The following is a 26,555-nucleotide window of genomic DNA, read 5'->3' as shown; positions in this document are numbered from 1 at the left end:
CCACCGAATGCTATGAGAAATTCGCGTTTGCCTATTTTTCATAGCTTCCATCTACCTGTAATAATGATACATCCCACATCAAAAAATTTGTCTTAACTTTCAGTTTTGTTGAAAATTAACGACACAGAATTCACACAATACCTTTCACCCGTTGTTTTCGGACCATCTTCAAATACATGCCCTAAATGACTATCACATGTGCTACAACGTATTTCTATTCTTTGCATTCCGTGACTTGTGTCATCTAAATAGCGAATGGCATCGCTGTTTAACGGGGCATCAAAGCTTGGCCAGCCGCACCCTGAATCATACTTATTTTCTGATTCAAACAACGCTGAACCGCAGCAAGTACAACAATACCGTCCTGTCTCTTTATTATGCAGCAGCGTCCCAGAAAAAGGGGCTTCCGTACCTTGTTGGCGGCATACTCGGTATTGTTCGTCCGTTAAAGCCTCACGCCAGCTCTCGTCTGTCTTAGTGACCTTTTTATTTTCATGGCTCACAACCTTTACACTCCCTTTTTTATTGACTACATTTTATTCACTCTGAAATTCCTCTAGAGTAAACTTTGCTGTAGCACGCTGTTTAACTGTAGAACCCAAGCTGTTTCAAATATGTTAACCCAGCTCGCCACAAAGGTTAAACACATCATTTTAACATTACAGAAACCCGACTAAAGTTCAAAAAACAATCACTTAATTCCAAACGTTAAAAAATCCGACACTTTTTTTTGACTTTAAACAAATTAATTCCGATTATCTATTGAAGTTAGTGACTGGATTCTGTAATTTTACTACCAGTTATCTTAAAACAGAAATTAAGTTGTGGAGCAACATAATGACTATCAAAGTAGGTATTAACGGTTTTGGCCGTATCGGTCGTTTCGTATTTCGTGCAGCGCAAGAGCGCAACGACATCGAAGTAGTAGGTATTAACGATCTAATCGACGTTGAGTACATGGCATACATGCTTAAGTACGATTCAACTCACGGTCGTTTCAACGGTACTGTTGAAGTTGAAGGCGGTAACCTAATCGTTAACGGCAAAACTGTACGTGTAACAGCTGAGCGTAACCCTGAAGATCTTAAATGGGATGCAATCGAAGTTGACGTAGTTGCTGAAGCAACAGGTCTTTTCCTAACAGACGAGACTGCACGTAAGCACATCACTGCTGGTGCTAAGAAAGTTGTTCTAACTGGCCCTTCTAAAGACGCAACTCCAATGTTCGTTATGGGTGTGAACGATTCAACTTACGCAGGCCAAGACATCGTTTCTAACGCTTCTTGTACTACTAACTGTCTAGCTCCTGTAGCTAAAGTTCTTAACGACAAGTTCGGTATCGAATCTGGTCTTATGACAACAGTTCACGCAACTACAGCAACTCAAAAAACTGTAGATGGTCCTTCTGCTAAAGACTGGCGCGGTGGCCGTGGTGCTTCTCAAAACATCATCCCATCTTCAACTGGTGCTGCTAAAGCGGTAGGCGTAGTTCTTCCAGAACTAAACGGCCTTCTAACTGGTATGGCTTTCCGTGTACCAACTGCTAACGTATCTGTAGTTGACCTAACTGTTAACCTTAAGACTGCTGCATCTTACGAAGCAATCTGTGCTGCTATGAAAGAAGCATCTGAAGGCGAGCTTAAAGGTGTTCTAGGTTACACTGAAGACCAAGTAGTATCACAAGATTTCATCGGTGAAGTTCAAACTTCAGTATTCGATGCTAAAGCTGGTGTTGCTCTAACTGACAAATTCGTTAAAGTTGTATCTTGGTACGACAACGAAATCGGTTACTCAAACAAAGTTCTAGACCTAGTAGCTCACATCTCTAAGTAATGTAAGCAGCTAGTTCCAACTTTTAAAAAGGCGACTCTTAGGGTCGCCTTTTTTGTATCTGAAAAGTGTGTATTCCTAGTCTGAGGTATCAAATATGGACTTTAATTCCCTACCTGCACTAACCGTACTTTCTGATTTTGTCACCATTGCTCAATGTGGTGAAAATAAAATTGTTCGAGTCATTCACCCAAAAGCTTCAGCTGCTATCTCACTTCACGGTGGGCACGTTCTCTCTTATCAACCCGCTGAGCAGGATGACCTTATCTGGATGAGTCAAGAAGCAGTGTATGATAGCGCAGCCGCATTACGTGGCGGTATCCCTATCTGCTGGCCTTGGTTTGGCCGCATTGCCGCACCAGCCCATGGGTTTGCACGTACCAGCGAATGGTCTCTAATCGAACATCGTGAAAGCGAACAGGGTGTCATAATCAGCCTTGGTTTAAATGACTCAGACGCAACACGTGAAATTTGGCCACATTTATTTTCTCTTGTTCTCAATGTGGAAATCAGTGACCAACTCACTGTGACGTTAACGATGACTAACACGGATGATAAGCCATGGTCATACTCCGGTGCGTTACATAGCTACTTCAACGTCGGTGATATCACCACGACCGAAGTAACGGGTATGGGACAAAGTTACATCGATGGCTTACGCGAAGGACAACGCTGTGAAGGCGACAATACGCTTGTTCTTACTGATACCATTGACCGTGTCTATACCGCGCCAGAGCATGACATTATTATCAAAGATACTGTGCTCAATCGTTCAATTTCGGTGACGAACCACGGACATAACTCAGCCGTACTTTGGAACCCTTGGGCTGCCGGAGCAAAAGCGATGGGTGATATGAATGACGACGGCTACCAAACATTCCTATGTGTCGAGTCCACTCTGCATGCTTCAACACTAGAACAAGGCAAGCAAGTCTCACCGGGTGAAACCGCTGTGCTTTCCACCGTCATTGGAATCCAATAAAAACGCCTTCGCTTAATTGCGCAGTGGCAATGATATGGTTAGACTTAGCAAAATTTTCCCGCGAGTCTAACCGTATGTCTTATCAATGCCCACTTTGTCAGCTTCCTCTCCAACAGCATGAACGTCATTTCGCCTGTGAAAACCGCCATCAATTCGATATGGCAAAAGAAGGCTATGTCAATTTGATGCCTGTTCAGCATAAGCAATCAAAGGATCCCGGCGACAATAAAGAGATGATGCAAGCAAGACGTACGTTCCTCGCCCATGACTTTTATGCACCAATGCGAAACGCCGTCGCACAATCCCTCGTCCAGCATCATCCGCTGGTGTCTGTCCAAGCGCTAGATATTGGCTGTGGTGAAGGCTACTACACGCACTACTTTGCCGATTTTCTAAATGAACACTTAGGTGATGACCAACACCAACCCATCGACTGTTATGGTCTGGATATTTCCAAAGTCGCCGTTCGCTATGCCGCCAAACGCTATTCCAACGTCGCTTTCACCGTCGCCTCTAGCCATCGACTGCCTTTTGCCGACGCGTCGCTCTCGGCCGCCATCCGAATTTATGCGCCATGCAAGCCCGAAGAGTTATCTCGATGCCTTCAACAAGATGGTATTGTCGTCACCGTCACACCAGGGGCCCATCACCTTTTTGAACTGCGAGAGCGCATCTATGATGAGGTGCACCTTCATGACGAAGAGGTGGAAGTGCTCCCTCAATTCCAATTAGTGGCTGAAAATAAGCTAAACTACGTGATGAAGCTAACAGGTGACCAAGCGCATGACCTATTGCAAATGACGCCATTCGCATGGAAAGCGACCGATGATGTTCGAGCAAAAATTAAAGCCTATGAGCAGTTTCAGTGCCAAGCCGACTTTATGATCAGGGTATTCAAGCGCACTTGATGCAAATAATTATCAATTCGATTGAATCCTTTCACTGACTCGATTATCATCGTTCTTCCCTAATAGCCTTCGTTCTCGTCGGCTATTTTTGTTTAGGAGCTCGCTAATCAAATGAAATTACTACCCATCGCTCTACTAGCGTCACTCATTACGGGCTGTGCATCGTCAATAACGACAGCCCCTTCCTCTGCTGCTCAAATTCAACCTCAACCGATTGACACCTTTTACGACTATCAACTTTATACCGCTACAGGCGACCCTATCGCGGTATCAGCGCTATCTGAAGCCATCATCAACGCTGATGTTATCCTAGTCGGAGAGTGGCACACGCATTCGGCTATTCATCGTTTTCAGACAGATCTACTTAGATCATTATCCACCAAGAGCGACAAGCTTGCCCTTTCGATGGAGCAATTCTCACGTCCATCACAAACGATTGTGGATGACTATCTCAAGGGCAACATTGGTGAACAAACTCTGATGTCTGAAGCCAACGCATGGCCTAACTATCAGAGTGACTACCGTGCTTTGGTTGAATTTGCCAAACAAAACCAGTTACCTATTATCGCAAGTAATGCGCCGAAATCGACCGTTCGCTGTATTGGCCGTACCGGACTTAGCTACCTCGATACTCTTGAACCGGCTGAACGTGGCTATGTCGCGCAAACCATAGATACATCCACGAGCCCATACAAAGACAAATTCATGAGTTCTATGCACCACGGTTCTCCGGATCAAACCGCTAAACAATTTGCAGCGCAGCTAACGTGGGATGCCACTATGGCGGAAAGTATTGTTCACTTTCTCCGTGCTCACCCCGACACTCAAGTCATGCACATCGCCGGTAAGTTTCATACCGATAACGGACTAGGAACCGCCTCGCAAATACTTAAACTGGAACCAAAACTCAACGTCTTAGTGATAAGCCCTGTCGTCGAAATCACCAACGCTGATACTCCTGCAACAAGTGCAGATATGCAGTTATTGGTGTTGCCTCCCCCTACTCGTTACGTCCAAGAAGCCAAACGTATGAGCGCATATAAGCACCTAGGAAAACGAAATGACGGATTGAAATGCACGCCATAACGCCTGCTCTATCTGTACTCAGTCACTTGATTGGATAGCGCATTCAACCCTAAGTCGGATGAATGCCCGAACTGAGATAGTGACTTATTAATTTGGCGTAAATATTGCTTCTTGATGGTTATCAGAAGACATTCCATTCACGCCACTAATATAAAACGTTAAAGTTTTGAACCATAGTGGCGATACAGATAGTGATAGTGGTGACGGAGAACCGGTATGCAAAGTGTCAATTCAAACCTAAGTCAAACAACAGCAATGCTAGCAACCCAACCTAACGCCAATATACCGGCGACAACAAACGGAGCGAACAGCGGCAAAACATTGCCAATACCTGAATCCGACACTGTTCAGATATCTGCTCAAGCAAAAGCAGCACTAGAGCAAGAAGATAAAACCAAAACTGAAGACGACGAATCCATGAGTAAAACTGTCCAGTCGTTTGCCCATGGCGCTTTAGGAATGGATCATCCTGATGACCTTAAAGAACAAGAAGATGACTCCTATTCTGCTGGTCAATATGTCTCTGCAGCCGTTACCGTAGGGGCTTTGATTCTGGCACTAGCCTAGCGTACAACGTAGGCCACTCATTTCTATCCTGACGACAAACAATCGTGTTTGTCGCTACTGCCCTTCTACTTAGATAATCGACTTCTTTTATTAAGTAACTGGCTAACATGGAACGCTACTTCAAACTTATAGATAAACCCACCTTTTTTGGTGCGATTGCACTACTTTTCTCCGTCATTATTCCGTTGATCTTGTTTCCACAACAAGGCGCAGAAGTCATCGCTCAAGCTAAATTGATCATGACGGACAAATTTGGCTTCCTATACTTATCACTCGGTCTCGCCGCTTTCTTTTTCATGATTTTCATCATTTTCAGCGATATCGGACAGATCAAGCTAGGAGAACCAGACGAAGCACCGGAATTCCAAACCTCTTCATGGGCAGCGATGCTATTTTGTGGCGGTATAGGAGCAAGTATCTTGTACTGGGGCTGCATTGAATGGGCCTACTACTACCAAGCACCTCCCTTTCAGCTAGAACCTGGTAGCGAAGAAGCTGTGCGTTGGGCCGCAACTTATGGTCTTTTCCACTGGGGACCGATTGCATGGTCAATCTACCTTATCCCTGCGTTACCTATTGCCTACTTCTACTACGTGCGTAAGCAACCAGCGTTAAAGGTGTCGAGTGCCCTAATTCCTGTGCTTGGCGAAAAGCACACTCATGGCGCGCTTGGAAAGCTCATTGACGTTCTGTTTATCTTCGGTCTATTAGGCGGCGCAGCAACAACACTCGGCCTTGCTGCACCGCTGATTAGTGAAGGTTTGAATGTTCTGTTTGGCTTACCACAAAATACCTACTCACAGATTGGTGTGCTTGCCGTTTGTACCGGTATTTTTGCCTACTCTTCTTTCGCTGGAATGGAAAAAGGCATTAAAGTTCTGAGTAACATTAACTTCTGGGGTGCGATGATTTTATTGGCGCTGGTGTTAATTTTAGGCCCTACCGTGTTCATTTTAGAAACAGGGTTAGATTCGATTGGTCGCATGATGTCGAACTTCTTTGTAATGGCAACATGGGCAGAACCTTTCGGTGGTTACGGCACTTTTGACAATACGCATTTCCCACAAGACTGGACGATCTTCTACTGGGCCTGGTGGTTGGTATTCGCACCAAGCATGGGACTCTTTGTCGCTCGTATTTCCAGAGGCCGTACCATTAAGCAAATGGTCGCCGGCTCACTGTTTTTTGGTTCTAGCGGCTGTTTCCTATTCTTTATTATTCTAGGTAACTTTGGTTTATCCCTGCAACTATCCGGGCAGTTAGACATCGTAGGAATCTTGAATACGTTTGGTCCAACCAAAGCTATTTTCTCCATGCTATCTGAATTGCCATTTGCCTGGTTCATTATTCTGCTTTTTACCGTTCTTTGTATTATTTTCACGGCAACAACCTTTGATTCGATTTCTTATATCTTAGCGTCCGTGGTACAAAACGACGTGACTCAAGAACCGATGCGTTGGAACCGCATGTTCTGGGCCTTTACTCTCAGCTTCATGCCGGCAGTATTAATGTTCTTAGGGGGATTAAGTACGCTGCAAACCGCTGCGATTGTCGGTGGTCTGCCTTTGCTGATCATTGCGGTCATGTTAATGATTTCTGCAGTGAAAGCCGCGACACTAGATATCCGTCATCAGGACGACTATGTCGAGCCAACCATTAATATTGAAGACCTACCGGAATTTGATCCATGGTCAACCGAAGGTGTGGCATTGGCTCACTTTGAAAAATGTCGCGATATCGCACAACATGCAGCCGATGAAGAACGCGCGGCCATGCACGACTTATTTAAGACTAAAAAGGCCATCCGCGCTTATGCTCTCGAACACGCTGCTGATGAGAACCACGCTATCCCGCAAGATCTCCTTGACGAGCTTGAAGCGAAACTTCAAGCACTAAGCGATGCTCAACACTCGAAAGAGCAATCATCACAAGCTGCTCAAGACGCAAGAGTACGCTTTACTGACATCTGTACTGCTAGCTAAAAAGACAAAACGGAGGCTTCGTAGCCTCCGTTTTGCTTAAGTAATTAAACTTGTGTCTTAACGCTCAAGACGCTAACTCAATAGTATCAAACTCTGTCACGGACAGAGAGGCTCCACTATACCTAAGTACCTAAGCACGTAAGCACCTAAGCACCTAAGCACCTAAGCACCTAAGCACCTAAGCACCTAAAGTTACCCTACTTTCTCAAATGGCCGCATAATATGCAGTTCATGAGTCTGGTGATTCAGCTCAAGAGTATCTTGATTACAATGAACCTGAATACGCCCAGACACATCATGTGATATTGAGATAGCCTCTTTACTGCAACACGTTAGTACTTGATGCCGTTGTTTAGATTCTAATGTCCACTGCACATGACATATGTCTTCACTCGCGTCAGAGACCACAACCTCCGTATGGGAACTATCCAAGTCATAACCGTGAGTGAGTAGTGGAACCACATTTTCATGTGACAACATATTGATATTGTAGTTGTATCCTTTGCCTATTAGTCGAATGCTGTTCTCCACACACTCGCTTGATAAAGCACTATGCAGCCTCCATTGAACAGGAACCGCTTGGTGCAAATCCAGTGTGTCGCAGACCAATACGCCCTTATCAGCAACATACACCAAAGTTCGAATGAATCGACTCACCGCTTCATAAGCATTGGACAAGTCTAATTGCACAACACTCCACCCGAATCCAGACTGTTGATTGATAACATTCGCAGTTGCTGCTTCGTCATCTAAGGTTTGACCAATACCCGCTATTAACGGCAAATTATGCGCTTGGGTTGTTTGTGTCCATTCACTATGATGACCGCTACCAAAGCGATAGCCGTAACTGCCACTTGGCGTTAAGACATTCAGTCCATTATCCATCAGAGCAAAATTACCCTGGTCGGCATGTCGGTGAGAGCTATTGCCAAACTGGCTCGCTCGGTAAAACACACTCATGCTGGGACTCATCATTTTACCTAAACCAGCAAAACCATAAAATTGGCTACATACCGTTTTTTCGCATTCCAAGTCAATCTCTGTGGTATTTAGTGGTCGATTGGCGTGATTGATCTGACTTACTGTTGGGATCACGTCGAGCAAATGCAGCGCATAGGTCTCTATCTCTAACTCCAACTTTCGACTCATTTCACGAGTTCTCGTATCACCAAATCGATCGGCATAGATCCGAAGTGGGTTTTGAGCAAAGAATCCTGGCCATTCTGCTCCGTCTCGCTTGCACCAAAAACCATCGCCAAATGGATGAATTACATCATCGGTTGCGACAAAGTCCTTAGCGAATTTGCTGTAGTTCTTATAGAAAGGATGGTTATAGAAAGAAAACCCGCTAACACGCTCTATCGATAAGAAGAATGGGTGATGCCACTTTGTATAAGAGGAAGAGTAAAATGGCCCTTCTGCCCAGCTACCATCTTCACCACCATAGAACGGTAAAACGCTTTGGTAGATCATTAGCGCGTAGTTTAGCCAACGTTCACAAATTGCTTGGTCGAACTCTTTGTGCAGCACCATCGCAGCCACACCAAGGTATGAAGGCAATCGTGACGTATGAGAATGCCCTGGAAATTGTTGAAACTGATCTTGTTCTAGACGTTCTTCCATTTGAAAAGCGATACGTACTAACATTGGACGTACAAATGCTTTTTCACTCTCCGTCATTAACGGACTTAGCCAATGGTAAGCAAGATACAAATTTCTGGCGAGGGAGAGCCCGACCTCGTCTCCCCACGTCAACGGGCGTACTAAAGAAGCTGGACCTTCTGGACTCCACTGCGCTAATTTCAACAACAAGCACCGTGCTTTTTCACCGCTTTGCTCATGACCCCAAATCTTATAAAGCAAAGTCAATGACATAAGATCTCGGTCAATCCAATTTCTTACATTAGCAATGGCTGTGCGTTTACCTTCTTCTTTTCCTCTTCGATAATGATCGGGATAGGTAACAGAGTCGATATCAACCTTTTCTACTGTTGCCTGTAGCTTATCAAAGGCCGTCCATGAAGCGATTCGAACTGAGTTAATATCTTCATCAAAATACATTAAAAACTGGTCACGATGCTCGCACAGCTTAAAGATATCTTGAGCGCTAGGCGGAAGATAACTGGTTGATGCCTGATCAATAGTGAACGAAAACCACTCCGATAAAGCACCCGTGTCTTTTGATATACGCCATCTATAACCACCATCATCCAACAAGAATGGCAAACGAAAAGGAGAGCGGACGTCTTTCCAGCGCCATTGCAAAGATTTTTCTACGTGTTCTAGTTCAATCGTATACGTATGGTGGTAATCAGATTGTGGCCAATTAAAACTTGGCGGGTTCAACATGCTGATGGTTTTATCTTGAGGAGAAAGAAAAACTTGAAAGTCATGGTTACGCTCGAGGTTCAACATCATTGCGCTCCTTTTTAAACCAAGTATATTCACCTGTTTTAGCATCTATTTTCCCAATCGGCTTGGCTGGTGACCCAGCGACAATCGCATATGGCTCGACGTCCTGGGTGACAACTGCATTGGCACAAATCAGCGCACATTTACCAATAGTGACACCAGGTGTAACAACAACACCAGAAGTCAACCACACCCCATTTTTGATAATGACTCGGCCTTTTACAGGACACGTCCTGAGCCCAAACGTCTCCGTCTGTGGGTCATAAAGGTGATTGCTTGCCACGATCGAAACATGAGGACCAATCAACACATGCTCTCCAATAACAACGTCACCGTTGATGTAGCTATACAACCCAATATAAGAATGATTGCCAATTTGATTGTCATTGATTCTTACAATCGCGCCCGGTGCAATTCTTACATTGTCACCCTCAAACCCTAGAATACTGGCACGCGCCGTATCATCTTCAAAGTTATTGCTCTTAGCCGTATAAAGCGTGAATTTCCTGAACTCTTCATCCGTTAATTCACCACCAAATTTTTGTTGTACCGACATAAGTATCCTCACAAACGGGGACAGGAAACTTCCCTGTCCCGTAAAATTATTCAAATCTAAATTTTGGCAAAATACAGGTGTTAAGCCGCCGCGTTTACAGTCTGTGGCTGTTGGGCTCGCTTCTTGGTTCTAAGTAAAATATAGCCAATCAACCCAACGACACCTGCAACGATGAGGAACAATGAACGACCCCACATTGGGTTAGGTACCAAAGCAAGAGATGCTAAGAAGACCGATGCAGTGATAAGCATTTTCCCGAGCATATCGTGTTGCTTGTTATCCGCTAAAATGCTGCTTTCTGTCTCTTCAACCACAACCTCTGTATCAACATTGCTGAAGAATTTATTGATCTCGGCAGCACGCTCTGCAGACGGCTCTTTATAAAAGAACTGAGATAGTACGAAGAATGGTAAGGTAATACCCATGTGACCGATTACACCAAGTGTCACCGACTTCATTTCAGAGAACTCACGAGCACTCAATGGCGTATCTAGACCTAACACAGATTCGATAAGTTGTGGTGTCACCCCAAACGCAATGAATGCGGATACACCCATACCAACAAGAATGGTTCCCCAGCCAGCCCAATCTGGTGTTTTACGAATGAAGAAGCACATAATTGAAGGAATCAATACAGGGAAGCCAACCAATGTGCCCACAAGCATCATGAGGTCAAACAAACCAAAGTTTTTCAAAGAGGTTAGAAACAAACCTGTAATGATAATCACGATTCCAAATACCGCTGTCAGTACTTTGCTGGCCATCATCAGATGTTGTTCAGAGAAATTTTTACAAAAATACGGTTCGTAAACACTTTTCAAGATGATGCCAGCGTTACGGTTTAAAGCAGAGTCCATCGAAGACATGGTGGCAGCAAACATGGCCGCGAGCATTAGACCAACCATGCCCACAGGCATTTCTCGACTAACAAAGATGTAGTACGTCGCATCAGCAACTTTATCGCCCAAACCATCCAGGCCCCACGTCGTCACATCAGGGTAATTGCCCGCAACGTACCAAGCGGGTAAGAACCAAATCAGTGGGCCAATAATCATCAAAGAACACGCAAGCAAAGCGGCTTTACGAGCATTTTTAGTATCTTTAGATGCAATAAAACGATAAGAATCGACCATGTTGTTAGTACTAAAAAACTGTTTAACAAAGATACAGATAAACCAACCAAAAAATAGGTAGCTGTAGCTATATCCGTCACCGATCAATTGTTCGGTTGGCAAACCAACTTCAAGTAGGTTACCCACGCCACCCGATTTCCAAATCGCCACCATTGCCGCCACAAATGTCATGACGGTAATAATGATCATCTGCATAAAGTCAGAGGCAATCACTGCCCAACTTCCGCCAACTAACGACATAAATAACACCACCAGGCCAGCACCAATAATAGTCTGTTCTAATGGCACCCCTACCACTGCGCTGGTAAAAACCGCAAGGCCATTCAACCAAATCGCGGCTTGTAATACGCTAAGAGGAACATTTGCCCATGTGAACACTTGTTCGTTCACCTTGCCCAAACGCATTCTCACCCCTTGTAAAGGACTGATCACTCGCATTTGACGTGCTTTCGCGGCAAAGAAAAGGTAGTTACAAAAGTAACCGAGTGCGTTCGCAAAAAAGACGATGGCAACCGACATACCGCTCGTAAGTGCCTTACCCATTAACCCAGTAAAGGTCATGGCACTCAAAGCCATCATGAAGGCGCTTGAACCCACCATCCACCAAAGCATGCGGCCGCCGCCCCGAAAATATTCACTGGTATTCGACGCAGCTGAGCGAAAAACCCAACCTAGACTAATTAAAAATAAAAAGTAAACGAGTACAACGATAATATCGATATCCATATGCATTCCTGTAGTTGTAGAGTACGTGCCATATCTCGCCTTATTGGTCACTTTTATACAGCGATGGCATTACTTAAAAAGTATGAGACTTGATGCAAGTTTCACTATACTCGCGCTTACATATAGCTGGAAATGATAATAATGTATAACAATAATACAAAATAAGAATGACTGGATAAATGGACATAAAAACACTGACAACTTTCGTGTCTGTTGCTAAGCATAAGAACTTTTCGGCGGCGGCAAGAGAACTGCATAGCGTGCAACCAACGGTTTCAAGGCACATATTGGAACTGGAAAGCGAGCTAGGCCTAAAACTCTTTTTACGCACGACTCATCAAGTTGAACTAACACAAGCTGGCACGGTGTTACTACCTGAAGCGCAAGCAATATTAGCCAATGATAAGCGCGTTAAAACTTTAGTGAAAAACACACAACAAGAAGAGAAGAACCACCTTAAGATCGGCTATTTAGCGACAGCATGTTCCTTTTTTTTACCAAATCTTGTTGGTCAGTTTTCACTCAAGCATGCAGATGTCACGACTAGTCTTCATGAAATGACCGGAAAAGAACAATTTGAGGCACTAACACAAGACAAAATCGATGTGGCCTTTTCAAGGCGACAACCAAAACTCGATGAGAGTGTATTTTCTGTAGAAGAAATTTACGCCGACAAAATGGTCGCGATTGTGCCAACGCAGCACCCACTTGCTAGCCAGACTGAGGTCACGATGTCTGATCTTGAAGACGAGCCTTTTATCTTGTTTCATCGGTCTGAATGGATAGAGATGTATGAACATATTTTTTCGTTGGCTCAAGAGAATGGCTTCACACCCAATGTCACTTTTCATCCTGAGAACATGAGACATCTTGTGACGTCCGTGTCTTCAGGGCTTGGGGTTTCAATTACCCCGCAGTGCATAAAGTTCATCGCTGATAATAATTGTGTTTGTATACCAATTAATAATGTGGATTTAGTACTTCCTCTTTATATTTACTATAAACGAAGTGGTGCCAGTAGTGCGTTAGAAAAGTTTGTCAGCACATGCTCAAGGATCAAGCCGGATGTGCAACTGGCTATCGGCTAAACACAGTAACCACCTGCCGTTATTTGCCTATTGTTACCATGCACTACATTTTTAATATTATAGAATGCCAGTCCGGGGAAGAGAGTACAAATACTAGAGGGGGAAAGCTTTGGAGTTAGCCTTTTTCAATGATGCATCGGTAGCAATATCACTACAAAGGCCGCTAATGGCATGCTGCTCCTCCGCTTAAATCATAAGTCTAGAATAGGCATAAGAGGACCTAAAAGACCACGACGTTGAAGGATTTCATGCGCTATTGAATCGTCAACGAAATCACCTGTGCACCCTTACATTATTGCTGTAAAAGTAGGTTCAGGTGGTTTTTATTACTTCCTAAGTAGCCAGCTGAAGTGTCCACAAGATGTCTAAAAGCCTTCATTAGCTGAAGGCTTTTAGACGATATACAGGTTAAAAAAATAAACCTAACCATTTGAAAAAATTAATCATTTAGACTCTATTCGGATGATTAAGAATGTGATCTTCCCAATCAATCACATCAATCTCATACACTACTTTATTTCTTACACTTTCCCCTGCGGCATGCATCGCAGACTTCGACCCGGTGATTAAAGGGTGCCATTGCGGCAACGTATCGCCTTGAGATAGCAAGCGGTATGCGCAGGTTTCTGGTAACCAATTGAACTCGGAAATTTTATCTCTGGTGAGTTTTAAGCATTCTTCACCCGATTCAAAGCGGTTCATATAATCTTTGCATGAACAGGTGTCACTGTTTAACCAGCTGCACGCTACATTGGTGTAGTAGACGTCATCTGAATCTTCATCCATGAGCTTGTGAAGACAACATTTCCCACAGCCGTCACAAAGAGACTCCCATTGCTCTTCCGACATTGCCTCTAACGGCGTTGTTTCCCAAAATGGCTTGCTCATGTTGACTACCTTTACGTTCTGTGGAGGCGTTTTATACCGCTAGTTAAGGCAAACTTCAAGTCATTCCCTACGACAAACGTGATTCAATTGTGTACAAGTGACTAGGTTTTGGTACACTCTGCGCCCCATTACTCTGAGGTTATTAAGATGGACTGTCGATTAGGCTGCGGCGCCTGCTGTATTGCACCAAGTATCTCCTCCGCTATTCCAGGTATGCCCAATGGAAAACCTTCTGGTGTACGCTGTATCCAACTTAATGACGACAATCTTTGTAAACTTTTTGGCAAACCAGAACGACCAAAAGTCTGCCATGACTTTAAACCATGCCCAGATGTGTGTAGCAATACCAATCAACAAGCACTGAGTAACCTGTTAGAGTTAGATAGCCTTACTTAGCGGATACCTATCTAAGTCGTGTTTAAAGTAATAAGTCGCATTTAGAGTCATAACCCGCGAATGGATTGAGTAAAATCATTATGATATAGAGATCAAACCTTTCCTATTTAGCGGAAAAAGGGTTATACATACTCTATGTAATTCATACGACTGAATATTTTATGACGCTCAGAGAAGTCCTTCAAGTCCGTAATGTCCGCTACTTCCTAATGTTCCGAAGCAGCTATTTCGCACGCTTTTATTACCCTGTGTTTACGCTTCTCTATTTAGATTACGGATTAACTCTCTCTCAATTTGCCATGCTAAATGTGGTTTGGGCGGCAACGATCGTACTCGCCGAAGTCCCATCGGGTGCCTTTGCCGATACTTTAGGGCGTAAAAAACTCGTCGTGTTATCGTCGATCATCATGTTTGTTGAAATCGCAATGATCGCATTTGTTCCCACCGGCAACTCCAATTTAGTATTCGGTGTTTTTTTGGTCAACCGAGTACTAAGCGGCCTGGCTATGGCGCTAGCAAGCGGCGCTGATGAAGCCCTAGCTTATGACACCTTAAAGGAGCAAGGCAAAGAAGAAGCATGGCCACGGGTGTTACAAATCCAACTTCGAATCGCGTCAAGTGTCGGCATTTTCGTCACCCTCTTAGGCGCCGCTATGTATGATGTTAGTTTTATGGCTAAGGTCTACCATCTTCTTGGACTCGTCGAACCAGAAAGCACCCAAGACATCATGCGCATACCCGTCTATGCCACACTGCTGGTTGCGATGATCGCTATATACGCAGCGCTTAGTATGAGAGAAGCGAAAAAAACATTGCCTGAACATGGCGGAAAGATTGCCACCACGTTGGCAAGCCTCAAGCTGACACAAGTTACCGCTAAATGGGTAATGTCTACGCCTTATGTCCTCTTCATATTGCTTTATTACAGTTTATTCGAACATACATCTCGTATGTTTTTGACCATGAACAGCCAGTATTATCGTGCTATTGATATCCCCATTATCTACTTCGGATTAATTGGGGCGGGTATAAGTGTCCTACAAATTCTATTAGCTGGAAAAAGTCGTAGATTAGCGGAAAGTATGGAGCCAAAAAAATTTATTTTTATCATGGGATTAGCAACCATGGCAACCTATTATTGGATTAGCCTTGGTTGGTCGATTTATGGTGTCATACCCGCGCTGCTGTTAATCTTTATCATTATGACGATGAATATTTTCATTAGTTACCACCTCAATAAGAATACCGAATCGCACAACCGAGCGACGGTACTAAGCTTTAAAGGATTAATGTTTAATATAGGATATGGCTCGATTGGTATTTTATACGCTTACTACTACAAATTGTTGTCGCAGAATTATAGCGAGCAGCAGATTGAGCAACACCTCGACTTCCTAGCTTCACTTTCTTCGTTTTTCTATTATTTCACAGCGCTATTCATCGTAATCAGTGCGGCGTTTTATTTTAAGGACAAACAAAAAGCCATTTTTTAGTCATTGTTTTTCGGGTTGGCGCTCGACCATCGGTCGACGACTTAGATAACGTGGGTTAAGGTAAGGATATCAGTAACACACTGCCTTACCTCCCTCGGTACCCTATTTCGCTAATCCATGACCCCAAAGCCAACAAGCCCAATTAAGGATTTACCATGTATCTCGTCTTGTACTGTCACAATATCGGTATGACTGATTTTTCTTTCTTCGAAACAGAGGATTTTGATAAGGACGATGGGTATACCGTTCGTGGCAAGTGGCCAAACGAAAAAGCATTTCGCGATTATCTAGCGAAAGAATTTACTGATATGAGCCAGTTTGACGTTATCGATCTGATTTCAAAAGGTAAAGAAGCTGAGCACTATTCCGCAGCTGAACTCACACTCCTTTCTCAATAAATCTCTTCCTTATGCTGAGACTGAAGGTGAGTACTTCCTCATCAGTACTGGCGGTATCAATATAATCAGCTATGTTTCAAAGGAGCCACAATTATAGGAGTGGGATTTCTTATGAATCGTTATTTAGCTGAGCTATTTGGTACATTTTGGTTGGTTTTAGGAGGATGTGGGTCAGCTGTACTCGCCGCTGGTTTTCCTGAACTCGGGATTGGTTTTTTAGGTGTTGCGCTGGCGTTTGGCTTGACCGTATTAACCATGGCCTTTGCCATCGGACATATCTCGGGCTGCCACCTGAATCCGGCGGTCAGTATTGGTTTATGGGCCGGCGGGCGATTTGAAGCCAAAGAGCTTTTGCCCTACATCATTGCTCAGGTCGTTGGTGGGGTGTTAGCCGGTGGCGTACTCTACCTTATTGCTTCTGGGCAAGCAGGGTTTGATGCTACTGCCTCTGGTTTCGCGTCTAATGGTTATGGCGAGCACTCTCCTGGCGGTTATACGCTAACGGCTGCGCTAGTTTGTGAAATTGTAATGACCGCCATGTTCCTTATTGTCATCATGGGCGCTACCGATTCAAGAGCACCACAGGGCTTCGCCCCTATTGCCATTGGTTTATGTCTTACCCTCATTCACCTTATCAGTATTCCTGTCACTAATACTTCCGTTAACCCGGCCCGTAGTACTGGTGTAGCACTGTATGTAGGCGAGTGGGCAACCGCTCAGTTGTGGCTATTTTGGGTTGCCCCCATCATTGGCGCTGTGATTGGGGCATGGATCTATCGCTCTTTGCTTGGGAGTAATAGTGATTAGAGAGTAATAGTGATTAGAGAATAATAGAAATTGACATGAGAAGATCAAAAAAGGCGCGATAAACGCGCCTTTTTAAATCTTGTGTCGTCCCAGCAAGGAATGAGACAAGGTTGTACCATCTACCAGTTCAAGCTCTCCCCCAACAGGGACACCATGAGCAATACGGCTCGCGGTTACTTCATGCTCGTGACACAACTCAGCAATATAGTGAGCGGTGGCCTCACCTTCAACTGTCGGGTTAGTGGCAAGAATAACTTCGCTAATATCACGCTGTCTTAATCGGTAGTCCAACGTATCTAAACCAATATCACTTGGCCCGATGCCATCGAGTGGTGAGAGATGCCCCATCAACACAAAGTAGCGCCCTGAATATTGTCCGGTTGCTTCCACCGCAGCGATATCTGCCGGGCTTTCTACTACGCACAATTGGCCGTTTTCTTTCCGTTTTGGGTTAGTACAAATATGACAGGTTTCTTCTTCCGTAAACGTCCGACATTCCTGACAGTGACCGATATCGGTCATGGCTTGAGACAAAAGATCAGCGAGCTGCAGCCCACCTTTTCTGTCTCGCTGTAACAAATGAAAGGCCATGCGTTGTGCTGACTTGGGACCAACCCCAGGTAGACATCGCAAGGCCTCCATCAAATGCTCCAGCATTTGGCTAGTTCGCATTTATTGTTCTCTAATTTTTCAATTAGAATGGCATTTTCATACCTGGTGGTAATTGCATACCGCCAGTCACTGAAGCCATTTTCTCTTTTTGTGTTTCTTCGACACGACGCGCAGCATCGTTAAATGCAGCGGCAATCAAATCTTCTAGCATTTCTTTATCGTCTTCCATCAAGCTCTCATCGATCTCGACACGACGTGTGCTATGGCTACCAGTGATCGTTACCTTAACAAGGCCCGCACCAGATTCACCTGTCACTTCCATGTTTGCGATTTCTTCCTGAAGCTTTTGCATACGCTCTTGCATTTGCTGGGCTTGCTTCATCATGTTGCCCATTCCGCCTTTACCAAACATAGGTTTCTCTCGGTTGATTCAGATTATTAATAACATGGGGGCACAGCTAAAAAATGCAACCCCTTAACATACTTTGCATTATAGACTTATAGCGGACGAATACTCTCTTCGTCCAGCTCTGCAGAAAATCTTGTAACAATAAACTGTACATTAGCATCAGATTGTAAAGCTCCCGCTGCTTGCGCCAGTTTATCTTGGTAGATCTTTTCTCTTAATTCGAGGGGAGTTGTCCCCTGCTCTGACACTTCTACAGACAAGTGACACGATTCGCCAAGCGCTGAATTTAAACTTGCCAACAACTCAGATTGGTTTCTGTCCGTATTCAAATGTGCGTGCGTAGCCCGCAAACCAAGAGAGATAGAAGAGCCATCTTTACTGTAAGCGGAGTTCAACGCTAATTGTTGGACCAGCTTACTCGTATTTAGTTTCTCAATTAACGCCGCCCATGAATCTTGCTGTGCAGCTTCAACTGTTAATCGCTGCGCCATTTCTGGCGTTTTTATATGTTCAAGAGCCTTCCTTAACGTTGAAGGCTTAACAGATGGGGCTACGTTAGTTTCCACGACAGCTTTATTCATCGCACGCCAACGATAAGGCTCATTCTCATCTACTTGCTCAGGAGCATTGATACGACTCGCGTCACCGGAAATAGCAGAAACGGCACGACGAGGATTACTTCGCTGCGCAACTCTTTCTATTGCTGATGCAGGCTCGGGTGACGCATCAGTCTTTTTTGTGGTTGGTGCTCCAGAACGAGTGACATTCGACGCCGTTGTCTGCCTTTTGGAACGCAATTGATGTCGCAAACCGCCAACAGGCGCCGTCTTAGGCTGAGACACCGGTTCTTGCGTCATCGGTTGCTGAGATGCGTGCACCGACTGTTGATTCGCCGAACGTTGATTGAGCGTTGGTTGCGACACCGATGATGGCGAACCATGCTGTGGCACCGAATCAGGATAATAGCCTTGGGTCGCTGAATCATAACTTGGGGGAACTGAGTCAGAGCTCTGTGGGGCGGAATACACTGCCTCACTACTATTGTCTGACGGCATGCCATAATGCTCTTGTGGCGGCGCATCATAAGGTATTGACGATTCTACAGGTGCAGAATAGCCCTGGACTGGCGGTTGTGAAGCCGGCGTAACAGGTACTGATGGACTGATATTCGCGGCACTAGGAGCGGTCTGTGTTTGTGCTGAGCCAGTAACAACAATGTCATTACTGCTAAGTGCTGTCGCGGGCCTGAAGGCTAACATTCGTAACAATGTCATTTCTACCGCGACTCGCTGGGATGGAGAAGCGACGAGATCTTGGCGACCTTTTATTGCAATTTGATAGTAGAGCTGCACATCAGTTGGCTGAAGTTTTGCACCCAGCGTGGCGACTTTTTCGTTATCAGGAATACTCACATCAAGGCTTCCTGGTAGGGCTTGATACATCGCAATACGATGCAATTGAGCGCCAATTTCCAGCAGTAACGAATCCCAATCAACGCCGTTATCAGCCAATTGCTCTACCGTACTCATGACTTGAGCCGCATCGCCGGTAGTAATGGCTTGAATGATCTTAACAGCAAGAGACGTATCTAATGTGCCCAGCATCATGCTAACGGTGGGCTTAGTAATGTGCCCGCTGCCTAATGCTATCGCTTGGTCGGTTAAACTCAACGCATCCCGCATGCTGCCATCGGCGGCATGAGAGATTAATGCCAGTGCTTGATGTTCCGCGTCCACCTTCTCATGCACAAGGATATCGACCAACTGCTGTTGAATGGTATCGACCGTGATGGGTTTCAAGTGGAATTGCAAACAACGTGACAAGATGGTCACGGGCAGCTTTTGTGGATCGGTCGTCGCCAGCAAGAATTTGACGTATTCTGGTGGCTCTTCCAATGTTTTCAGTAAGGCATTAAAACTGTGGCGTGACAACATATGCACTTCATCGATCAAGTAAACCTTGAAACGATTACGCGCCGGCTTGTATTGAACGTTATCAAGTAACTCACGAGTGTCTTCAACTTTAGTCCGAGAGGCAGCATCGATTTCTAGTAAGTCGACACTTCGCCCTTCATCAATTTCAACGCACGTCGCACATTTACCGCACGGATTAGAAGTAATGCCCGTTTCACAGTTCAACCCTTTAGCAAACAGACGCCCTATTGTGGTTTTACCCACACCTCGAGTACCACTAAATAAATAGGCATGATGTAAACGGTTTTGACTTAATGCATTTTCTAAAGCAGTAAGGACATGTGCTTGTCCCACGACTTCTGAAAACTGTTTTGGGCGCCATTTACGGGCTAAAGCAAGATAACTCATTAATAGTTCCCGATTAGTGACCTTCGAATTCACAAATGCTATAAACGTCCAAATCGAGCGCTTGCAGACGCTTATCACCGCCAATTTCTGGCAAATTAATCACAAATGCTGCATGTGCCACCGAACCGCCTAGTCGACGAATCAGTTTTGTTGTTGCTTCAATAGTGCCACCCGTTGCCAATAAGTCATCGACCATAAGCACTTTGTCACCTTCCACAATAGCATCCGTGTGAATTTCTAATACGTCGGTACCGTATTCTAGTTCGTAAGACTGTGACACGGTTTCACGTGGCAGTTTACCTGGCTTACGCACTGGAACAAATCCAACACCGAGCTCTAAAGCCAATGGCGCACCAAACAAAAAACCACGAGCTTCTGTGCCCACAATTTTTGTAAAGCCTTGATCTTTATATTTCTCTACCAACAGAGCAATAGTGGCTCTATAGGCTTCAGGATCTTCCATTAAGCTGGTGACATCGCGAAAAAGTATGCCTGGTTTTGGGTAATCAGGGATGCTTTTGATGCTGGCTTTGATTTGTGAAATTCTGTCGATGCTCATAATTTTTGTCTCTGGAGAGGTCAATCTGCGCTCAATGACGTGAGTAATGATTTCACAACGCAAAACCATACTTTCATTCTGTTGGCCTAAAAATAAACACTCGCAAAACGCGAGCGAACAATCCTCTAATGTTAGTGACTTTCAGACTTATCAGCAACCGACTCTTTCACAGGAAGTCGCAAAAAAAAGCCTAAAATGACCCCACATAAGCAAAAGAGTGCAGCCTTTAACCACACGAGCGGGACAACAATGATGGAGATCAGGAAACTGGCCAAAATAAACACGATGCCTTTATTGCGCGTTGTGCGAGATACGGCGCGTTCACTTTCCCATGTTGAAATAACTGGGCCGAGTTTAGGATGAGCGAGCAAGCGCTGATGAAGGTGCGGACTGCCTTTCAAAAGACACGCGCTGGCAAGTAACAAAAAAGGGGTTGTGGGCAGTAACGGTAGGAATATCCCAATCACCCCAAGGGTTACTGAGCTTATGCCTGCGACACTCCATAAGGCCTGTCGCAGCGTCATGTTAACTTACTTATCAAAAGGTTGCATATCCATTCATGATACGGAATAACGTCAGAGTAGCGGGAAGCGTTGGAATAAGCAATACGGCAATAAAGCCTAGGAAATAGAAAATATTGTACGGTTCTTTGAATTCGGTGTCAGACATAACTTTGCTCTTAATTTGATGGCTTGTAATGATAGTAAGCCGTGCCGACGTTATCGTCGTCGTTACACATTGGCTAATTAATGAAATCGAAGTTCCACTCCCATTTCATTAACATCCGCACTATATAGTAATTACAATCCATCAAAAACAGAGTAACTGTATGGTTATTATTCTTACTCCCCCTGAGACAAGCGGATATCCCAGCTAAAGCTTGATGCGCCTACCTGACTCATAGATAGCTTACTTAACTCATGAACCGGAAGATCTTTGGTCATGAAATTTCGAATACAGTTTTCACCTAATTTCTGACCACCTGCGACCTGATAATGAGCATCGCCATTTTGCCAACGGCAATCCAAGCCTGCCGGCAATATCGACAGCGAGCGGTCGGACAAATCAATCACACCCAAAAGAGCATCAACAGGATACGCCCCTTTTGAGCACTCTAATCCTTTCTCCATGTTGGTCGCTAAGTCTTTTAGGTCAACACTGTTATGCTGAACCCTACGAATATAGTCATCAAATAATGCTCGGACTAGCAAAGTGCTGGCAATCCCACCCTCGTCACTCGACGATGCATCGACCAGATAAAAAGCCAATTGTCCGCTCATCAACCATGAAAAGTCGAATACCAATGGTAAATTTGTCGTCGACTGGAGCATTCGATAGCTACTATGCCAAGCCCCTAACGAGCAGTCTTTTTCAGGTAGTAATGCAGTCAACAGCTCACGTGCCGCATTGGGGTTTTCTTGCAAAAACTTGAGGTGCCAATGCAATTCTTGCTCATCTTGAGAGCTGTCATTATCCTCCAGCCTAAACCAGCGGCTAACAAAGTCACTTTGGTTACAAACATCGGCACTGTCTTCGAGTACCTTATCTATCGCTTCATTTAAATAGCGATAATCGGCAATGGGTTTTGTCAGAAAGTCTTTGACCCCAAAGCGTAGCGCTTTGGCCACATCGCCCATATCTCCCGTTGCGGAGATCACGATAACAGGTAGGGACGGGTATTCCATTCTTACCTCTTCAGCAAACTCCATTCCGGTAAGCAATGGCATGGACAAATCGCACAGCACGAGCTCTGGCTGTGTCGAATCGAGCATTTTCAAGGCTTCTAACCCATCTTGAGCCTCAAAGACACGATGCCCTATCGCTTCCAAATAATTTTTGGTCACCGTACGAAATATAGGGTCATCATCAACCACCATTATCTTAGAGTGATTCGACTGATGTACCTGCACCTCAGCAACTTGACTGTCAGTTTTAGACATAAAATTACGCCTCACAAATTTTTCATTGCGCGTTTCGTTATCGTTTTTATTGGTTTGCATCAAACTTCGTGTCGCAAGGAAACGCTACAATAATGCACTTAATTGAATAATCCACCCTCAAGCCAACCGCTCTTGAGTACTTTAACTGTAGGCATAAATAGTCTTTTATACAAATGTACCCCTTTGCTTCAATATCTAATACAATATGTGGGTGTCTGAGATATAACCAACGTCATGATAATTTTTTCAACTTATTGATATTAGGCTATTCTCAATCGTTGTTTTCACCAATATAGTGTCTACACTCATACTGCCTCCGAGTTAAGCCTTTGGGCTAAGCCATAACAAAACGAATTAATACAAATAGTTGACCATATGAAACTCGATGATTTAAATCTATTCCGGCTTGTTGTTGAAAATGGAAGTTATACTGCAACTTCACGCAAAACCATGATTCCTGTTGCAACCATAACGCGACGAATTCAAGCGCTTGAAGACTCTCTTAATCTACGTTTGTTAAATCGCCACGCCCGAAAGCTCTCTTTAACAGAGGCAGGGGAACGTTTTTACAATGAATGCTCACCGTTGCTGCATCGACTTACTTCGACGTCAGAAGAAATTGCCGATGAATGTAAGGGCGCGTCAGGAAAACTAAAAATATCCTCACCTTCAAATCTGACTAAACGCATGATCATGCCGATGTTCAATGACTTCATGGTGCAGTATCCCGATATCAGCTTGGAGTTAACCACGAGCAATCATGCAGACCAACTTGATCCAACGGAGTGGGACGTCATTTTCCGCGTTGGCCCACAGCGAGATTCCAGCCTAATTGCTCGAAAAATCAGTACGGTTAAAGATGTATTGATAGCGACACCAAGCTATCTTGCACAAAATGGCGAGCCTTCCCATGCAGAAGAGCTCACCACGCACCGTCTTCTTAAAGGCGCACCACTGATAAAATGGCAGCTTAAAAACAACAGCGGCGAATCGGTGATTAACAATTCAAAAGCACGCTTCGAAGCTAATAGCCTCAATGTGGTAAGACGAGCATGTTCTGCGGGCTTAGGCATTACACTAATGCCGGATGTCATGGTAAAAGAGTACATAGACAATGGCGAGTTAGTACGTATTCTTCCTGATTGGAGTGCTAACCCACGCGACATTTATATGCTCTACAACCATAAAGATCATCTGCCAGAGAAAGTACGATTATTTATTGATTTTGTTATCGCTTACTCAATTCACTAGCCATCTATTAGCTCGCCAATACAAGTAGCTAGCCAATACAAAATCCGTCAGTGACAAAAAAACCAGAGTGAAATATCACTCTGGTTTTTTTACTTCTGTAGAAGTTCGAGTAATATTACGCGCCTTCGTTATGAAGCTCTAAGTTGGCAAGGTCTTGCTGGATTTCACGTTGTACTTTCGAGTCGTCGTTACGCAGTGAGTCTAGGAAATCAAGATACTCTTGATCAATATCTCCCGTCACGTACTCACCGTTGAAAACCGAAGTATCAAAACAGCTAATGTCAGGGTTGCCCAAACCTACTGCTTCAATCAAATCTGGCAACGTTTGGAAGATAAGCGCATCTGCACCAATCTGTTGACAAATAGAGTCGTTATCACGGCCATGTGCAATAAGTTCGTTCGCGCTTGGCATATCGATACCGTATACGTTCGGGAAGCGCACTTCCGGAGCTGCCGATACCATATAAACCTTGTTCGCACCTGAGTCACGAGCCATCTCTATGATTTGTTCCGATGTGGTACCACGTACAATTGAATCATCAACAAGTAGGACGTTCTTGCCTTTAAATTCAGAGCGAATCGCATTCAGTTTACGACGTACTGATTTCTTACGCTGTTGTTGACCAGGCATGATGAATGTACGACCAACATAGCGGTTCTTAACAAACCCTTGGCGGTACGGCTTATCAATTGCTTGCGCTATCTGCAAAGCAATATCACAAGACGTTTCTGGGATTGGAATAACAACATCAATGTCGAGGTCGCTATATTCTTGCTGGATGCGTTCACCCAACTTTTTACCCATTTCTACACGTGCACTGTAAACCGAAATTTTATCGATAAAAGAGTCTGGTCGAGCAAAGTAAACGAATTCAAAGATACATGGGTTCAGTGCTGGATTATCGGCACATTGACGCGTGTGCAATTCACCATCAAATGTCGCGTAAATACCTTCACCTGGCGCAACATCACGAATGAAATCAAAGCCAACGGCGTCAAGCGCTACTGATTCTGATGCCACCATGTATTCCGTTTTGCCATTCACTTCTCGCTTACCTAAGCATAGCGGTCGAATACCATGTGGGTCACGGAAGGCAATCATACCGTGTCCGATAATCATTGCTGCCACTGCATACGCGCCTTTAATAGCACGGTGCACGTTGGTCACTGCACGGAATACGTCGTCTGAGGTCACGTTTCCTTTAACCGTATCAATCTCATGCGCAAGTACATTAAGAAGCACTTCAGAGTCAGAAGTGGTGTTGACATGACGGCGGTCTTTCTCGAACAACTTTTCACGCACTTCATTCGCATTGGTTAAGTTGCCGTTGTGAGCCAACGTAATACCAAACGGTGAGTTTACATAGAAAGGTTGAGCTTCTGAGGCACTAGAGCTACCCGCCGTTGGGTAACGTACGTGACCAATACCCACACAGCCCTGAAGGCGTTGCATGTGTTTCGCTTCAAAAACATCTTTAACGAGACCATTCGCCTTACGCAGACGAAAACGATTGCTTTCTATGGTAACAATACCAGCGGCATCTTGGCCACGATGCTGTAAAACGGTCAAAGCGTCATAGATAGACTGATTCACAGGCGTAGAGCCAACGATTCCAACAATACCACACATGTCCTAATCCTCGATTTGCGACATTTAGCTGGCGCAATTATGCGCCAGACAGGAAACTAGAAGTTGCTTCGATATGTTCAAAAAACGGCTGAATCACCAGCTTAAAATGCGGCATGAGTTGTGAGTTTTCCCACCATTCGCTGCTATTCAATGTGGTAAAAGTGTCCACAAAAAACAGCACGGCTGACACGATTAGTACACCTCGTAGTGCACCAAACACCACACCCAATACGCGATCTGTACCTGACAATCCCGTTTTCTGAACTAACTGCCCTAGAACATAATTGATCAATGCCCCAACAATCAGAGTTGCGACAAATAGAGCAGCAATTGCGGCGCCATTACGAAACATCTCGTCTTCAATATTAGTAAAGTACACCGCTAGTTTAGCGAAGTACTGACTGGCGATAAAAAATGCACCAAACCATATTACCAACGACATTGCTTCTTTAGCGAATCCGCGAACTAAGCTGATTAAAGCTGACAGCCCAATCACACCCAAAATGACAAAATCTAACCAATTCATTAATTATTCATCTCAAGTTGGCGCGCATTTTAACAGAAAAAAACGCGACGCAAAC

The 26,555-nt window shown here is 44.5% G+C and carries 26 protein-coding genes; 12 read left to right on the top strand and 14 right to left on the bottom strand.

Going from position 1 to position 26,555, the window contains the following annotated elements:
• Positions 1-92 precede the first annotated feature (92 nt).
• The gene (gene msrB / locus M9196_RS06110) at positions 93-503 is read right to left on the bottom strand and encodes a peptide-methionine (R)-S-oxide reductase MsrB (protein WP_250616642.1); all 411 of its coding nucleotides are present in this window, start codon (positions 501-503) and stop codon (positions 93-95) included.
• 334 nt (positions 504-837) lie between these two features.
• Between msrB and gap the strand changes: the two genes are divergently transcribed.
• The 6 genes from gap to M9196_RS06080 all read left to right on the top strand — a co-directional run bounded on the left by gap (position 838) and on the right by M9196_RS06080 (position 7,355).
• On the top strand, positions 838-1,833 hold the full coding sequence (gene gap / locus M9196_RS06105) for a type I glyceraldehyde-3-phosphate dehydrogenase (protein ID WP_137374681.1): 996 nt from the start codon (positions 838-840) through the stop codon (positions 1,831-1,833).
• Between the two features lie 94 nt (positions 1,834-1,927).
• Positions 1,928-2,812, top strand: a complete 885-nt coding sequence (locus M9196_RS06100; RefSeq protein ID WP_250616641.1) for a D-hexose-6-phosphate mutarotase — start codon at positions 1,928-1,930, stop codon at positions 2,810-2,812.
• 74 nt (positions 2,813-2,886) lie between these two features.
• Positions 2,887-3,720, top strand: a complete 834-nt coding sequence (rlmA, locus tag M9196_RS06095; protein WP_250616820.1) for a 23S rRNA (guanine(745)-N(1))-methyltransferase — start codon at positions 2,887-2,889, stop codon at positions 3,718-3,720.
• 111 nt (positions 3,721-3,831) lie between these two features.
• Positions 3,832-4,806, top strand: a complete 975-nt coding sequence (locus tag M9196_RS06090; protein WP_250616640.1) for a ChaN family lipoprotein — start codon at positions 3,832-3,834, stop codon at positions 4,804-4,806.
• A 216-nt stretch (positions 4,807-5,022) separates the two neighbouring features.
• Positions 5,023-5,373 (top strand): hypothetical protein, encoded by a 351-nt coding sequence (locus M9196_RS06085; protein ID WP_250616639.1) that lies wholly within the window; start codon positions 5,023-5,025, stop codon positions 5,371-5,373.
• 107 nt (positions 5,374-5,480) lie between these two features.
• The gene (locus M9196_RS06080; protein ID WP_250616638.1) at positions 5,481-7,355 is read left to right on the top strand and encodes a BCCT family transporter; all 1,875 of its coding nucleotides are present in this window, start codon (positions 5,481-5,483) and stop codon (positions 7,353-7,355) included.
• A gap of 192 nt (positions 7,356-7,547) precedes the next feature.
• Here the strand turns inward: M9196_RS06080 and M9196_RS06075 are convergent, their stop codons facing one another.
• From M9196_RS06075 to M9196_RS06065, 3 genes are all read right to left on the bottom strand, one after another.
• Complete coding sequence (locus tag M9196_RS06075) at positions 7,548-9,773, bottom strand: heparinase II/III domain-containing protein (protein WP_250616637.1); 2,226 nt, start codon at positions 9,771-9,773, stop codon at positions 7,548-7,550.
• Entirely contained in the window at positions 9,751-10,323 is a 573-nt protein-coding gene (locus M9196_RS06070; protein WP_250616636.1) for an acyltransferase, read from the bottom strand. The genes M9196_RS06075 and M9196_RS06070 overlap by 23 nt, the downstream gene beginning before the upstream one ends.
• A gap of 80 nt (positions 10,324-10,403) precedes the next feature.
• Positions 10,404-12,182, bottom strand: a complete 1,779-nt coding sequence (locus M9196_RS06065) for a sodium:solute symporter family transporter (protein ID WP_250616635.1) — start codon at positions 12,180-12,182, stop codon at positions 10,404-10,406.
• A gap of 179 nt (positions 12,183-12,361) precedes the next feature.
• On the opposite strand from M9196_RS06065, the gene M9196_RS06060 reads away from it, so the two are divergent.
• Positions 12,362-13,270, top strand: coding sequence for a LysR family transcriptional regulator (locus M9196_RS06060; RefSeq protein ID WP_250616634.1), 909 nt, complete (start codon positions 12,362-12,364; stop codon positions 13,268-13,270).
• A gap of 447 nt (positions 13,271-13,717) precedes the next feature.
• Here M9196_RS06060 and M9196_RS06055 read toward each other — a convergent pair whose 3' ends face one another.
• A complete protein-coding gene (locus M9196_RS06055; protein ID WP_250616633.1) occupies positions 13,718-14,158 on the bottom strand; it encodes a YcgN family cysteine cluster protein in 441 nt (146 codons plus the stop codon).
• A gap of 147 nt (positions 14,159-14,305) precedes the next feature.
• Between M9196_RS06055 and M9196_RS06050 the strand changes: the two genes are divergently transcribed.
• The 4 genes from M9196_RS06050 to aqpZ all read left to right on the top strand — a co-directional run bounded on the left by M9196_RS06050 (position 14,306) and on the right by aqpZ (position 17,252).
• On the top strand, positions 14,306-14,554 hold the full coding sequence (locus M9196_RS06050) for a YkgJ family cysteine cluster protein (RefSeq protein WP_250616632.1): 249 nt from the start codon (positions 14,306-14,308) through the stop codon (positions 14,552-14,554).
• Positions 14,555-14,715: 161 nt separating this feature from the next.
• Positions 14,716-16,047 (top strand): MFS transporter, encoded by a 1,332-nt coding sequence (locus M9196_RS06045; protein ID WP_250616631.1) that lies wholly within the window; start codon positions 14,716-14,718, stop codon positions 16,045-16,047.
• 155 nt (positions 16,048-16,202) lie between these two features.
• On the top strand, positions 16,203-16,445 hold the full coding sequence (locus M9196_RS06040; protein ID WP_250616630.1) for a hypothetical protein: 243 nt from the start codon (positions 16,203-16,205) through the stop codon (positions 16,443-16,445).
• 111 nt (positions 16,446-16,556) lie between these two features.
• Positions 16,557-17,252: an aquaporin Z gene (aqpZ, locus tag M9196_RS06035; protein WP_250616629.1), complete on the top strand. Its 696-nt coding sequence runs from the start codon at positions 16,557-16,559 to the stop codon at positions 17,250-17,252.
• Between the two features lie 72 nt (positions 17,253-17,324).
• On the opposite strand, the gene recR is transcribed toward aqpZ, so the two are convergent.
• The 7 genes from recR to M9196_RS06005 all read right to left on the bottom strand — a co-directional run bounded on the left by recR (position 17,325) and on the right by M9196_RS06005 (position 23,093).
• Entirely contained in the window at positions 17,325-17,924 is a 600-nt protein-coding gene (gene recR / locus M9196_RS06030) for a recombination mediator RecR (RefSeq protein ID WP_250616628.1), read from the bottom strand.
• A gap of 22 nt (positions 17,925-17,946) precedes the next feature.
• The gene (locus M9196_RS06025) at positions 17,947-18,276 is read right to left on the bottom strand and encodes a YbaB/EbfC family nucleoid-associated protein (RefSeq protein WP_102471711.1); all 330 of its coding nucleotides are present in this window, start codon (positions 18,274-18,276) and stop codon (positions 17,947-17,949) included.
• 86 nt (positions 18,277-18,362) lie between these two features.
• Positions 18,363-20,594 (bottom strand): DNA polymerase III subunit gamma/tau, encoded by a 2,232-nt coding sequence (dnaX, locus tag M9196_RS06020; RefSeq protein WP_250616627.1) that lies wholly within the window; start codon positions 20,592-20,594, stop codon positions 18,363-18,365.
• Between the two features lie 13 nt (positions 20,595-20,607).
• Positions 20,608-21,153, bottom strand: a complete 546-nt coding sequence (gene apt / locus M9196_RS06015) for an adenine phosphoribosyltransferase (RefSeq protein WP_250616626.1) — start codon at positions 21,151-21,153, stop codon at positions 20,608-20,610.
• A gap of 131 nt (positions 21,154-21,284) precedes the next feature.
• Positions 21,285-21,677, bottom strand: a complete 393-nt coding sequence (locus tag M9196_RS06010) for a YbaN family protein (protein WP_250616625.1) — start codon at positions 21,675-21,677, stop codon at positions 21,285-21,287.
• A 13-nt stretch (positions 21,678-21,690) separates the two neighbouring features.
• Entirely contained in the window at positions 21,691-21,822 is a 132-nt protein-coding gene (locus M9196_RS23485; protein ID WP_284677110.1) for a hypothetical protein, read from the bottom strand.
• 173 nt (positions 21,823-21,995) lie between these two features.
• On the bottom strand, positions 21,996-23,093 hold the full coding sequence (locus M9196_RS06005) for a response regulator (RefSeq protein WP_250616624.1): 1,098 nt from the start codon (positions 23,091-23,093) through the stop codon (positions 21,996-21,998).
• A 375-nt stretch (positions 23,094-23,468) separates the two neighbouring features.
• Between M9196_RS06005 and M9196_RS06000 the strand changes: the two genes are divergently transcribed.
• On the top strand, positions 23,469-24,344 hold the full coding sequence (locus M9196_RS06000) for a LysR family transcriptional regulator (protein WP_250616623.1): 876 nt from the start codon (positions 23,469-23,471) through the stop codon (positions 24,342-24,344).
• Positions 24,345-24,459: 115 nt separating this feature from the next.
• On the opposite strand, the gene purF is transcribed toward M9196_RS06000, so the two are convergent.
• Together purF and M9196_RS05990 are read right to left on the bottom strand one after the other, a co-directional pair.
• Positions 24,460-25,974 (bottom strand): amidophosphoribosyltransferase, encoded by a 1,515-nt coding sequence (purF, locus tag M9196_RS05995; protein ID WP_250616622.1) that lies wholly within the window; start codon positions 25,972-25,974, stop codon positions 24,460-24,462.
• Positions 25,975-26,011: 37 nt separating this feature from the next.
• Positions 26,012-26,500, bottom strand: a complete 489-nt coding sequence (locus tag M9196_RS05990) for a CvpA family protein (RefSeq protein WP_250616621.1) — start codon at positions 26,498-26,500, stop codon at positions 26,012-26,014.
• Between the last annotated feature and the right edge of the window lie 55 nt (positions 26,501-26,555).

This window comes from Vibrio methylphosphonaticus (assembly GCF_023634655.1).
In the GTDB taxonomy this organism is placed as follows: domain Bacteria; phylum Pseudomonadota; class Gammaproteobacteria; order Enterobacterales; family Vibrionaceae; genus Vibrio; species Vibrio methylphosphonaticus.
The sequence above is the reverse complement of the archived record's forward strand: the minus strand, read 5'-3'. Positions and strand labels throughout refer to the sequence as shown.